Below are 13,395 nucleotides of genomic sequence, written 5' to 3' on the forward strand. Positions count from 1 at the left end.
GTATTCCCTATAAATATACTACAAAATAGACTGATTATCCTTTTTATGTAAGAAAATTTTGAAAAATTTAAAAAGATAAATGCGAAGCACATGGAGACGATTAAACATGTCTATACGCATGCCCCATAAAGCAAGCGCCCGGGGCGGAAATTCCCCATTACTCCTACCATATATGTAAAATGACAAAAGGAATCAAGAGAACGTACTCTCGATTCCTTTTGTAGATAATTTGATAGAAACCAAATTCGTATTTCTACAAATCAATTTAAGCTTAATCCTAATTTTTTTAATAACGTTATTGCCGTAGCTTTTTCTTCTTCTGTCAAAACATTCATGACTTGATCAATTTGTTCTTCGTGTTTAGGGAAGATTCTTTCGATGAACTCTTTCCCCTTTTCGGTAATCGTTGCAAAGGTCACTCTACGGTCTTTTTTACAGGCTTCTCTGACTAAATATTCTTTTTGCTCTAATTTATCCACAACATATGTGATACTACCGCTAGCTAATAGGATTTTCCCTCCAATTTGTTGTAGAGGTTGAGGGCCTTTGTGGTACAAAAGCTCTAATACAGCAAATTCAGTTGGATTTAAACCATTGGCAGCGATAAATGTATTAACGTGATCATTGATAGATCGATGAGCTCTGGATAAAACGATAAACAGCTTTAAAGATTGTTCGATGGATTCTTTGCTCATGTCTACACCGCCTAACTTACCAAATAATAATGTCTCGATTTCAAAATTAGTATATAGAATCACTATTTTCAAGTCAATAGTAGCTAGCTTTTTCGGCCATTGCGAGAAATAATAGTTTGCTAATGTTATTTTTTATGAAACAAATTAATGTTCACGAATACATCCTTACAATTAGAAATGTATTTTAAGAAAAAAATGAATATTTGGTAAATTGTCGATACTAAAAAGATTTTTCATATAGTTCAAAAGTATATTTTTTAAAAATTCTAAAAATTAACGATTGAATCAGTCTTCTTTCCTTTTCAACTGCATATATTAAAGGAACAGAAAAATTTCTGCCGGGGAGGGAAGATTGTATGGTTGCCTTTGCCAATTATCGTGATTTTTATCAAAGAGGTATCATTCCAATTGGTTTAGAAGATAGTAAAAAATTCGCTGATTTAAATACAGAGGAATTATTCGCTACCCATTGGTTAGTTGCTCTTGAAGGAGATCCTGAATCAGTAAATAGTGAATTTTATTTATGGAAAGTTGTCGTATATCCTACTAATCAATTAGGTGAATTTGATTATACAAAGCCGTATTATACCTCAAGCTATCACCACAGTTTCGATACTGCCATAGATTTAGCGAGGTCGATAGAAAATACGGCTTTATCAGACACTTTAGTCCAATCCTATTTTCAACAAAAAATCAGTTAAACAAACAAAAAAGAGAAAAATAGCTTCATTTCTCTTCTTTTTGACACAGTATGTGAAATAACCTACATAATGTTTTACCTGTAAAACCCTTCATGAAAAGTGGTTTTTTTCATTTTTAAGGCATATTCTTTTAAAAAAACATAGAAAAATTGGATAGCTCCATACCAAAATTGGCGAAAACCTTGTTGCAACTATACTTTATTCCAAATTGCATCGCTCTGTCGACATACTTCTTTGTTGCCCCCATTTTTGCTTGAAAGTAAAAAAAATAAAGCTGCCTATTGACAGCTTTTACAGATGAATCCTTTTAAGCTAATCTGAAAATAATCCCCTTGCCACCTTCTGGATATTCCCAGTGAATGTTTTCATAGGGGCATCCAATTCGGCAACTTCCACATTCATGACAACCCTCATACCCTACATGCATCCTTATGTCTTCCCATTTATAGACCTCAGCAGGACAAAAAATGGTACACAATTTATCTGGACATTGCGTCATACAAACATCATGATTCATGACAGTCAGGTGTGATTTTTTACCGGCTTTGAATCGGACTAAATATTGTTTTTCTTCAATAGATGACAATATTATTTCACCGCCTTCCAAGCTTTATAGACATCTTTTAAGACACTAAAAGTACCTTTCTCTTCAGTGACTGAACGAATGATTTCCTTTTGCTTATCTTTTTTCGGAGTTCCGTCGACTGAGAAGAATTTATTCATAGCTCTATTCATCATTGGAATATATTCTTTAAAGTATGCAGGGTTATTTTCAAATGTATGAGTAGCATCTTTATATTTCTTCAAATCTTTAATGATAAAACTATCATACAAATCATTTTTGTATTTACTAAGTGTTGCTTCGCTAAAATCACCCATTTCTTTCGCGGATATAATAGCTTCAGCTGCCATTTTCCCAGATGCCATTGCCATGTTTGATCCTTCACGATGTATCGCGTTCACTAACTGTGCAGCATCTCCAACCACTACCACTCCGTTCCCTACGACTTTAGGTACAGAATAATAGCCCCCTTCGGGAATAAGATGGGCTAAATATTCAGCTGGTTCACCGCCTTCAATAAGAGGTTTAACCATTGGGTGGGATTTTAAATAATCTAGTAAGTCATAAGGTTTGATTTTAGCTTTAATCATACTTGATAAAGTCGTACCTACCCCTATATTGATGCTATCCTTGTTCGTATAAATAAATGCTGTACCAAGATTCCCTTTAGTGGAATCCCCAAAAATCTCAATTGTACATCCTTGGTCATCGGCTAAATTAAAGCGATCATTAATTTTTTCTTTTGGCAAATTAATAACTTCCATTACCGTTAAAGCCACTTCATCGGGACGGAACTCTTTATGGAAACCAAGCTGCTTTCCTAATAATGAGTTAACTCCATCCGCTAAAACAACGACATCCCCGTAAACCTCACCATTTGGTCGATCTGTTTTTACTCCCACCACCTTTCCATCCTCGACAAGACATTCTGTGACAACGGTTTCATTGATGAGAAGGACTCCAGCCTCCACACCTTTTGAGGCAAACCATTGATCAAATTTGGCACGTAATACTGTGAAATTGTTGAATGGCTCTTTGCCCCACTCCAAATCTTTGTAACCAAATGTAACAACCGATTCTTGATCCATCATCCAAAAGCGCTGTTCTATTACCGGTCGCTCCAGTGGTGCATCCTTCCAGAATTCTGGGATAATTTCTTCCATCTGTTTTCTGTACAGAACACCTCCCATTACGTTCTTGCTACCAGGATATTCCCCACGTTCGATTTGCATAACCTTTAATCCCGCTTTCGCACACGTGTAGGCACAAGAGGTTCCTGCTGGGCCTGCACCAACGACGATGACATCAAACTTTTCCGGCATAGTTCACTTCCCCTCCTTCTACATGAAGTTCCTGTTTCAGTTCTTCAATTAATATAGGCAAAATTTCAAGTGCATCACCAACTATGCCATAGGTGGCTACATCAAATATGGCTGCTTCAGGATTTTTATTAATGGCTATAATCATTTCTGAATTCTTCATTCCTACCACATGCTGAATCGCTCCAGAAATACCGATTGCAAAATAGAGTTTTGGAGTAACTGTTTCACCTGTCTGACCTACTTGCTGTTCATGTGGGAGCCATCCAGCCTCCACGACGTCCCGTGTTCCTCCTACACTGGCACCTAATACTTCCGCCAACTCGTGGATTAATTCAAACCCTTTTGGATCTCCCATCCCTTTTCCACCACATACAATCACGTGTGCATCTGCAAGATTGGTAGCTTTTGCAGTATCTCTTACAATCTTCAATACTTTCGTTCTCATCGTTTCTTCAGACAAATCAATGGATTCTTGAATTATTTCTCCGGTTCTTTCACTATTTCTTTCCAATGCTTTCATTACTTTTGGGCGTACGGTAGCCATCTGTGGACGATGTTTTTTGCAAAGGATGGTCGCCATAATATTTCCTCCGAATGCCGGTCGACTTGCTTCTAATAATCTAGTTGTTGGTTCAACATCTAGCATGGTGGTATCAGCGGTTAATCCTGTACTCAAATCTGTAGCAACTGCGCTAGCAAGATCTTTTCCATTTGGTGTTGCACCATAAAGGAATATTTCAGGTTTATATTTTCTCGCTAAGTCATTGACGCCTTTCATAAACGACTCCGTTCGGTAGGTTTCAAGCACTGGATGATCGATGACAAATACTTTATCCGCTCCATAATAGATGACTTCATTCGCTAATGCAGAAATTTGATGGCCAAGCAGGATCCCAGCCAACGGTACCTCCAATTTTTCTGCAAGTTTTTTTCCAGCTCCAAGCAACTCCAAAGAAACCCCTTCTATACTCCCTTCATTTTGTTCTATAAATACCCATACCCCTCTATAATCCTCAAACATGTTTCAACCCTCCGAATCTTTCTCTTTACTTGAACAGCTCCTTTTTCTCTATCAACAATGTTACTAATTGTTTCACTTGACTTGTGACATCTCCTTCAATCCTTTTTCCCCCTTCTAATTTTGGAGGAGAAAACATTTTACCAACGATGGTAGGAGATCCCTTTAATCCTAATTGCAGTTTGTCCACGTTTTCCAAGTCATTTACACTCCAAATAATTGGTTGATATCTTGCTGCCTTAATCATATTGGGCATAGGAGAATATTCAATTTCATTAATCTCTTTTTCTACTGTTAATAGACAAGGAGTTTGGGACTGTATAAGCTCGTAACCATTAGAAATTTTCCTTTTAATCACGACAGTTTTTTCCGCTTTATTCATCTCACAAACCTCAATAACATTGGTTACAGGAGGAATATCTAATCTTCTTGCAATACCTGGTCCTACTTGGCCTGTATCACCGTCAATAGCATGTTTTCCACAAATAATTAAATCAATGGGCTTTTCTTTAGAAATGCGGTCAAGTGCTTTAGACAAAGCATAGCTAGTAGCGAGTGTATCTGCTCCCGCAAAGGCTCGATCTGTAATGAGATATCCTTGATCCGCACCAATCTCTACACTTTTCTTAATGATATCCACTGCTTGTGGAGGTCCCATGGAAACCACTGAAACTTCACCACCATGTTTTGCTTTTAACTTGACTGCCTCTTGAACTGCATGGGCATCATACGGATTCAAAATAGCCGGCGCACTTCTTCGGTCCAACGTGTTCGTTTTTGGATTAATCTTAATGATTTTCGTATCGGGCACTTGTTTAACACAAACCACTATATGCATGTAAAAGTCTCACTCCTAACGCAATTTAAGGTGCTATTGAACAATAATGGATGAATTATGTTAGCTGGAATTTTATGTAGTATCATTAACATATATTCCAATCCCGGCTAAATTAGACGCATGACTTATTCGTTCTACAATTGAATCATTGCATGAACAAGTCACAAAAATGGGCTAAAAGGATAAAATAGTATTATGGTGCAGAATTAGACTGGAAAGTGTGTGGAAGAGGATAACTTATTAAGGGAAATGGAGATAAAATCCTTTAGAATAGAAAATTTCTTGATTATAATGTAATAAATATTCAGTAAAATACGTGGATTATTTAGAATAATGAACGATCATTGTTAAAATCACATAATCTGTTAAGGAGAATCGTATGAAAGATGTACTAGTTGGAAGTATTTTGTCTGCCATGTCCACCGGGCTTGGTGCAGCTATCATTTTATTCATCTCTGGCACTATCACGCATAGATGGAGAGATACCATGCTTGCATTTACAGCAGGAATTATGATGGCAGCATCATTGATGGGGCTCATTCCAGAAGCGCTTGCCCTTGGTGGCTTTATTCCATTGTGTATCGGGGTATTTCTAGGGGTAGTGACTTTAACTTTTTTAGAAAAAAACATTCCACACATTGATTTGGAACATTCAAGACAAGGAATTGAATTCGATGAAAAAGCAATGCTTATTATTTCTGCCATTACCCTTCATAACATACCCGAAGGATTGTCAGTAGGGGTAAGCTATGCATCCGCTACAGGTGATACAGGAAACTTGATTGCCTTTGCAATCGGTCTTCAAAATGCTCCTGAAGGATTGTTAGTTGCTCTATTTCTAGTCAATCAAAAAATTAGTAAATTTAAAGCATTTGTCATCGCTACCTTGACGGGTGCAATCGAAATTGTCACTTCCTTATTAGGTTATTCATTAACTTCTTTTGTTCAAAATCTTGTACCTTATGGACTTTCCTTTGCCGCAGGAGCTATGCTCTTTATCATTTACAAAGAATTAATACCAGAAAGTCATGGAGACGGAAACGAACGAACCTCCACTTACTCTTTCATAATAGGATTATTGTTTATGATTTTACTATTAGGGATATAATTCAATATGGTCAAATGTTGATTGGACGCATTTGAAACGTCTTTAGCTAAAATAGAAAAACAAAAAGGGACTGATCTAGTGGTCATGGTTTTGACACATTAAATCAGTCCCTTTATTCATCAAAATTATGTACAATCGCTTGCACAAGACGTTATTGTCTTTCTGCAGTATTCAGTTTTTCCAGTTGGTCCATTAATATATATCTTCTTATTGCATACTGACTCGTTTGATCCATTCCTTCAATGGTACAACCGTAACGAATCGAGTTATGCCATGTTGTATTGTTAATGATGTTTACCGTCATTGATACTGGTTGTTCTTCTATTAAAAAGGCTAAAGAATAGCTTCCATCTTGAAGCTCAGCTCTTGTTGTAAAGGCAATCCCCTTCATGCTGATATCTAGGACCTCTGCTTCCCAGGAGTTTAACCTACTCGTCAATTTTGCACTTACTTTGATTTGACTTCTTACCGCTCTTCGCCTCTTATTATCAAGCAAATCCTCAGATAAGGATAAATATAAATATAAATTGTAGCCTTGCTTTTTTATTAATTTTGCTTCTATTCTCTTTTGGTCAATTAAGAAAGTAATTGTTTCACCTGTCTCAAATAATTCAGGTTTTTTAACGATCACATTCATTAGCTCTCCTTCGATAAAAAAAAGAGCCGTGGGTATAACTTTTTCATTTGTTATAATCCATATTTCTTCCATTTGATATACCAGCCTTTTTCCATAACTGGGTATCATTATATCAAAGAAACTTACATTGATTGAACCTCTAACCCAAAAAAAGATTTTTTTAGGATGATGGTCATCTTTTTTAAGCAAATCCTAATTTCTCGATCTTCCTGTTTTTCCTGAGTTCGCACCTGGTATTCGTTAAGAAGCTTGTCCAATTCTTGGCTGAAAGAAATCGTTTTCTCATCTGTATACCCGAATTCATTCGCATGTGTAATCATTCGATACCGCAATTTTTGAATCTCCAATTCCATCATTTCAATGGATTTTTCGCTCATGATTTTGCACGTCTTCCTCTCAAATTAAACTGTACTTTCTGTAGTTACTTTAGGATTATTACAAATATTTAACACGATGTAAACAGAATCGCAAAAGTAGACAAAAAGAACTAAAAAGCCCTAAAACACCTCCGTTTTTACACTAAAATTCGACAAGTTTCTTTCGATTTGTTAGGTAGATTTTGGGATTTTTTGTAATATTTAAACACAGATTTACAAGTCTTTGTTTTGGAATTTAGCTTATAAAAACATCGTTCAAAAAACTTGGATAACTTATGCCCGAGTGCTAACTATTGTCTAGTTGTATTTATACTTGTCCACTACTTCTTTGCTGCCTATCTTCTTACATTAAATACAAAATAAAACGCTATGGATTTCCCCATAGCGGCTGTTTCTTCGATTAACATCTTTCGCAAAATTCTAATTCACGTTTTAATTCATCTACATATTCTTTCGATCCAGTAACAATCAAGCGATCATTCATTTTCATTTCCGTATCTCCATGTGGAACTAAGCTATCTTTTCCTCTAAAGATTCTTACAAAAATCACATCGCCAGTAAAAGGAAACCTTCTTATACTTAAACCTACATATTGATCATTCATCATTTTGATTTCATACAATGAAGTTTCACGATTAGATAATATATCCATTAAGCTTGGCGATTCAATAATCGCTCTCATCAATATTTTCGTAGACATTAACACCGAGAAAACCTCAATTTCCTTTTCTTTTAACTTCTCTTCATAAAGTGATGTTTCGATTCGAACAATTACTCTTTCAATTCCTTTTTCTTTTATCGCTATGGCTAGTTTAGCATTTAATATATCGTCACCTGTAGAAACCACTACAATATCGGATTGTAAGAGAGTGGTCTTTTCTAGTGACTCTAAAGAATAGTCTTCAATCTCAACGATATCAAATACCGTATCTGCCGTTTGGAGCTCAGCTTTTTCTTGTTTGACATGATATAAAGTGGGTTCATATAAGTTGGATTTCAACTCAAGTGAAACCGGCATAGTGAACTGATTGGTACCAACAAAAGCAACCTTGAATTTACGTTCCTTGATATCTTCTTGTGGGAATAGCTTTTTAAATACAATTGGTGTTATCACACTCGTTAAAATACCGACTAAAATAAGTGTCCCATTCATTTCTGGAGTAATGATGGTCATTCTCTCACCAATGGTGGCCGCTGCTATTACAAGTGATAGCGTAGAGGTTAACAGAAAACCAGATGCGATTACCGTTTTTTTATCAAACCATTTGAACAGAACTAACGTAGGGATAAGTTTGGATACTAGCAAAGCAAAGAATAATATTGGAATCAATAACAGCAACTTTGGATCACTGAATAAAGACCAAATATCCAAATTAACTCCAACCATTACAAAAAATATTGGGATTAAGAACCCATAACCAAACGAATCGAGCTTATGGACCATCTCTTGATTAGGTGATAGTAGAGACACCAACACCCCAGCTAAAAAAGCACCTAATATATTTTCAGCACCTACCGTTTCGGATACAGCTACTAAAATGATAATTAAGGCGAAAACAGCTCTTGTACCAATCTGAACGGTTCCTTTTGACATGCCTTCAAAGAACTTTCCATTTTTAAACTTCTTTCCTATGAAGTACAAACCGACACCTGCGACAAACAGTACGAGTAATAACCATGTATTTCCTCCGTTTTTATCATACAGAGAAACGAATACGGCCAATAATATCATAGTCACTAAATCAGCAATTACAGCAACCAAAAGAATGATCTGGCCAATATTTGTCTTTGTTAAATGTGCTTCCTTTAGGGTAGGAAGTACAACGCCTAATGAGATGGTAGAAATGATAAGGGTCATCAAGAATGCATTTTCGATAAATTTTAAGTAAACGAATAAATAGGATAAACCCAATGATAATAGAAAGATACCGACAAATATTATACTTGCAACTATAAAAGTATTAGGTTGTGATTCTCCTTCTGATTGTTTTTCCTTATCATTCTTCCTACTAAAGGTTGTAAAATCAATCTCTAGCCCACTTAGAAACATTAAAAATATGAAACCAAGAGTGGATAATGTACCTAACCACACATCATCATGAACGATATTCAGTCCACTTTTACCAATCATTAATCCCATTAATATTTCCGCAACTACCACAGGTATAAAATTTAGCTTAAGTCGATGCATGAGTATTGGTGTTAAAAATGCAACAGTCATTACTATCACTAAGGATGTTACAGAAGCATGATGATCCATCTTATCCCCCTTATGGTCAATGGGTGTTATTCATGAAATAAAGAAATCTTATAATTTATAGCCTACTCAATAGCTCCAGTCATAATACCTAACTATTCACTCCGATTCTCCATTTGCCTAATACAAGTTTAATCGTACTGTATGAAATATAGTCCGGAACTTCTTCTTTAATAGGTTTTAACTTATCACTCCCAACTTTCTGAACCGCTGCTTGAATAATTTTTTCTGTATCGTCTGAGACAAGGCGATTCCAATCCACTTCATAACCTTCTTCAATACATCGGAGCAGATGGCTCCCAACTGTGTCTTCTGTGATTTCACGTAGATGAGCAATTTCTGTAGTTCCCATTCCCGATTGGAACATTTTATAGCTTTCTAAGTGTGAATCTTTTGGTGTTTTAGCCTTTGGTTTGATTATTGGCTCTTCATCTACTTCCCGGCGAACTCTATCGGGATTCGTTTCACAAAAATCTCGTATCTCACCGATAAATGTTTCACCGTACTTTTGCATTTTCTGTTCCCCGACGCCTTTAATTCTTAAAAATTCATCTAAAGTAAAGGGTAGCTTGCTGCACATATCACGCAGTGTAACGTCTGAAAAGATGACAAATGGTGGTACATTTTCCTGCGATGCGATGGATTTCCGAAGTTCTCTCAAATGATTGAATAGTTCATCATCCTGTACAACTTTTCTAGTTAGCATTCTTGTTTTACGTAAAACACTCTTTTTCCCTAACAGAACTTCCTTTCCCGAATTGGTAACAAATAAAGTGGGAAATTGACCTGTTGTTACTCCTATATATAATTCCGAAGTTAAGAACTCTATGAATTCATTTACTTCCTGTACGGACCTATCCTTCATCATTCCATAAGTAGTTAAAGTTTGATAATTGCTTTCCATCAGTTTCTTATTTTTAGATGCAGTTAATACCTGTGCTACCATCGTCTTGCCAAATTTTTCGCCCATGCGAATTAAACAAGAAAGGACGATTTGTGCATCCCTTGTAACATCAGTAAGCTCACGGGTATCCGTACAATTGCTACATTTTCCACAATCAATCGGATTATTTTCGCCAAAGTAACGTAGAATGAAGGACTGAAGGCAACTTTCTGTATGGCAGTAATCCATCATCTGCCTTAATTTCTCTAACTGTTGAACGAGCCGTTCTCGATCGAATGTAGTTTGCTCAATTAAAAAACGTTGAATTTGTACATCCTGTGGAGAATAAAGAAGCAAACATTCACTCGGCTCCCCATCACGGCCTGCCCTACCCGCTTCTTGATAATAGCTTTCCATATCCTTTGGCATTTGATAATGGATTACGTATCTTATATTAGACTTGTTGATTCCCATACCAAATGCTGAAGTTGCAACAATGATGCTTAGTCGATCTTGGAGGAAATCCTCTTGTTCAATGCTCCGATCCTCATCATTCATTCCGGCATGGTATCGTCCAACCTTTAAGCCTTTTTTCCGAAGATGTGCTGATATTCGATCTACTTCTTTTCGAGTTGAAGCATAGATGATTCCAGATTCACTGATATTTTTCTCTATGTACCTTTCGAGATAGGCCATCTTGTCCTCTCCTTTTACAAGGTGGAACGATAGATTATCTCGACTAAAGCCAGTTAGAACTACATTTTTTTCATCTATCTGTAATAATCGACAAATATCCTCTTTTACGATAGGTGTAGCAGTTGCTGTCAGGGCGAGTACAATGGGTTCTCCATTCAATCTCTTAATCATCTCATTAATATGCATATAGCTAGGTCTGAAATCATGACCCCATTGTGATATACAATGAGCTTCATCCACAGCAACAAGAGGAATTTTAAGCTTCTCTATTTCTTTAATAAAATCAAAGGATTGCAATCTTTCAGGAGCAATATACAAAAGCTTATATCTACCTTGCTTTGTAAGCTCTAGCCTCTCATTTATGTCTTGACTGGATAATGAACTATTAATATACGATGCCGGAATTCCGTTCATATTCAATGCATCCACTTGGTCTTTCATTAGAGAAATCAATGGTGAAATAACTAGAGTTGTCCCTTCTAGCAAAAGAGCAGGTATTTGATAACAAATGGATTTCCCTCCGCCCGTTGGCATGATGCAAACTGAGGATTGCTTTTTCTCTAAGACATTTACGATGGCTTCTTCCTGACCCTTTCGAAACTTTGAATATCCGAAAAACTTTTGTAAGTATTCCTCTGCTAGTTTTAACAAAATTTCTCCTCCGCTCAATTTCTATTTGCTCTTATCATGACACGTCTTATATTGGTTTTCAAATCAGGAAAATTCAATTTTCAATAGTTTGAATGGATTTGATTAGGGTAAACTACATGAAAATAGAAAAGCCAGAGGTGATGGTTATGTTAAAACGGCTTTTTTTCACAAAGCTTGCCTACTCCATGTTCAAAGATGAGGCAAAAAAATACAGTAGTAATAAAGAAGAAGCACAAGGGCTATTAACAAAGGCAGCTTTAAAGGCAGACAAAAATCAACTATCATTGAAGGGTTTTTGGTCCAAGCTCCAACTCCTTTTCCAAATGCTAAAATCTTGGACAAAAGGTGAATACAAAGAGATTCCATATCGGACATTAGTTATGATGTTTGCTGGACTATTATACTTTGTATCACCGATTGATATCGTTCCTGACTTTTTAATGGGCCTCGGATTATTGGATGATGCAGCAGTGATTGCTTTTATCGTTAAACAAGTGGACAAGGACCTAGTTAAATTTTCAGAGTGGCACAGTAGGAACAAGAATACGATTCACGCACCCATTTTTAGTGAAACTGTGGAAAATTAATGCAGCCTCTTGGCTGTATTTTTTTGGAATACAAATCACGACAGTACATATATTTCACCCAACTACTTTTATAATTATTTCGATTGCAAAAATAAATAATCGGAGTATAGTAAAGATAACTTCTATGGAGATGCGGTGATTATTTGTACTATTTTCTTCTATTTTTAACGAGCATGCTCTGGGCAGGAAATTTTGTGGCTGGAAAGTTTCTAGTTGGACATACAGACCATATCACATTAATTATCATAAGATGGGGGATTGCAGTCATAGTACTATTACCCTTTTTATTATGGAAAGAAAAGACTTTACGGTTCCAAAGAAAACATTTTTGGCTCTTGGTAGGGATGGGTGCAACTGGGATTGCCCTTTTTAATTTCTTTATGTTCCTTGCCCTAGAATATACTTCAGCAGATAACGTCGGACTTATTTCTACCTTAAACCCTATATCCATTGCAATTTTCAGTTTTTTTATTATGAAGGATCGGCTTTCTGCAAGACAGCTGTCAGCAATGATCGTTTCATTCTTCGGCATCCTCGTTGTCTTAACCAATGGTCATCTAAATAGGTTACTTACACTTGAAGCGAATATTGGCGATATTTACATGTTATTAGCCGTAGTTAGTTGGGGATTGTATTCTGTACTTGGAAAAAAGGTGATGTCTGAATTGTCACCTTTAGTAACCACCTTTTGGGCTGGAGTTTTTGGGAATATTTTGGTACTTCCATTTTTATTGGATGGTGTACAATTTAGCCATATTACTGCTTCATTTTGGATTGCATCCCTCTACACAGGTATTGGCGCCACAGTTCTAGGGATGGTCTTTTGGAATATTGGTGTACAAAAAGTAGGAAGTACAAAATCAGGGATGTTCCTAAATTTCAATCCAATATTCACAGCTATTTTGGCTTACTTTTTACTTGGGGAAACTATGACGACTGGCCAAATTATAGGTGCGTTCGTTGTAATCGTTGGGGTTTATTTTTTCACTACGAAACGTGCATATTCATTTGCCAAACTAGCACCAAAAAAGGCATCATAATTGGTATATAGAAAAGAGGATGA

Annotated in this window: 13 protein-coding genes; 4 read left to right on the forward strand and 9 right to left on the reverse strand. The window is 36.3% G+C overall.

Annotated elements, in window-relative coordinates; translation table 11 throughout:
* Positions 1-260: 260 nt before the first annotated feature.
* Positions 261-695: a MarR family winged helix-turn-helix transcriptional regulator gene (locus DBX25_RS07530; protein ID WP_108670173.1), complete on the reverse strand. Its 435-nt coding sequence runs from the start codon at positions 693-695 to the stop codon at positions 261-263.
* Between the two features lie 356 nt (positions 696-1,051).
* Between DBX25_RS07530 and DBX25_RS07535 the strand changes: the two genes are divergently transcribed.
* On the forward strand, positions 1,052-1,396 hold the full coding sequence (locus DBX25_RS07535; protein ID WP_108670174.1) for a hypothetical protein: 345 nt from the start codon (positions 1,052-1,054) through the stop codon (positions 1,394-1,396).
* 307 nt (positions 1,397-1,703) lie between these two features.
* Here the strand turns inward: DBX25_RS07535 and DBX25_RS07540 are convergent, their stop codons facing one another.
* From DBX25_RS07540 to DBX25_RS07555, 4 genes are read right to left on the reverse strand one after another with little or no spacing between them, the layout of a single operon-like run.
* Entirely contained in the window at positions 1,704-2,003 is a 300-nt protein-coding gene (locus DBX25_RS07540; RefSeq protein ID WP_108670175.1) for a ferredoxin family protein, read from the reverse strand.
* Positions 1,985-3,280 carry an FAD-dependent oxidoreductase gene (locus DBX25_RS07545; protein ID WP_108670176.1) on the reverse strand — a complete coding sequence of 432 codons (1,296 nt, stop codon included), beginning with the start codon at positions 3,278-3,280 and terminating at the stop codon, positions 1,985-1,987. The genes DBX25_RS07540 and DBX25_RS07545 overlap by 19 nt, the downstream gene beginning before the upstream one ends.
* Positions 3,264-4,301, reverse strand: coding sequence for an electron transfer flavoprotein subunit alpha/FixB family protein (locus DBX25_RS07550; RefSeq protein ID WP_108670177.1), 1,038 nt, complete (start codon positions 4,299-4,301; stop codon positions 3,264-3,266). The genes DBX25_RS07545 and DBX25_RS07550 overlap by 17 nt, the downstream gene beginning before the upstream one ends.
* Positions 4,302-4,326: 25 nt before the next feature.
* Positions 4,327-5,136 (reverse strand): electron transfer flavoprotein subunit beta/FixA family protein, encoded by an 810-nt coding sequence (locus DBX25_RS07555; RefSeq protein WP_108670178.1) that lies wholly within the window; start codon positions 5,134-5,136, stop codon positions 4,327-4,329.
* 379 nt (positions 5,137-5,515) lie between these two features.
* Between DBX25_RS07555 and DBX25_RS07560 the strand changes: the two genes are divergently transcribed.
* The gene (locus tag DBX25_RS07560) at positions 5,516-6,244 is read left to right on the forward strand and encodes a ZIP family metal transporter (protein ID WP_108670179.1); all 729 of its coding nucleotides are present in this window, start codon (positions 5,516-5,518) and stop codon (positions 6,242-6,244) included.
* Between the two features lie 151 nt (positions 6,245-6,395).
* Here the strand turns inward: DBX25_RS07560 and DBX25_RS07565 are convergent, their stop codons facing one another.
* The 4 genes from DBX25_RS07565 to recQ form a co-directional block, all read right to left on the reverse strand.
* Positions 6,396-6,881, reverse strand: a complete 486-nt coding sequence (locus DBX25_RS07565) for a PilZ domain-containing protein (protein ID WP_157950909.1) — start codon at positions 6,879-6,881, stop codon at positions 6,396-6,398.
* A 122-nt stretch (positions 6,882-7,003) separates the two neighbouring features.
* Positions 7,004-7,258 (reverse strand): aspartyl-phosphate phosphatase Spo0E family protein, encoded by a 255-nt coding sequence (locus DBX25_RS07570; RefSeq protein ID WP_108670181.1) that lies wholly within the window; start codon positions 7,256-7,258, stop codon positions 7,004-7,006.
* Between the two features lie 400 nt (positions 7,259-7,658).
* Entirely contained in the window at positions 7,659-9,518 is a 1,860-nt protein-coding gene (locus tag DBX25_RS07575) for a monovalent cation:proton antiporter family protein (protein WP_108670182.1), read from the reverse strand.
* 88 nt (positions 9,519-9,606) lie between these two features.
* A complete protein-coding gene (gene recQ / locus DBX25_RS07580) occupies positions 9,607-11,745 on the reverse strand; it encodes a DNA helicase RecQ (RefSeq protein WP_108670183.1) in 2,139 nt (712 codons plus the stop codon).
* 116 nt (positions 11,746-11,861) lie between these two features.
* Between recQ and DBX25_RS07585 the strand changes: the two genes are divergently transcribed.
* On the forward strand, positions 11,862-12,332 hold the full coding sequence (locus tag DBX25_RS07585; RefSeq protein WP_240620206.1) for a YkvA family protein: 471 nt from the start codon (positions 11,862-11,864) through the stop codon (positions 12,330-12,332).
* 143 nt (positions 12,333-12,475) lie between these two features.
* A complete protein-coding gene (locus DBX25_RS07590; protein WP_276309594.1) occupies positions 12,476-13,372 on the forward strand; it encodes a DMT family transporter in 897 nt (298 codons plus the stop codon).
* Positions 13,373-13,395: the final 23 nt, after the last annotated feature.

This window comes from Peribacillus acanthi, assembly GCF_003073175.1.
In the GTDB taxonomy this organism is placed as follows: domain Bacteria; phylum Bacillota; class Bacilli; order Bacillales; family DSM-1321; genus Bacillus_BN; species Bacillus_BN acanthi.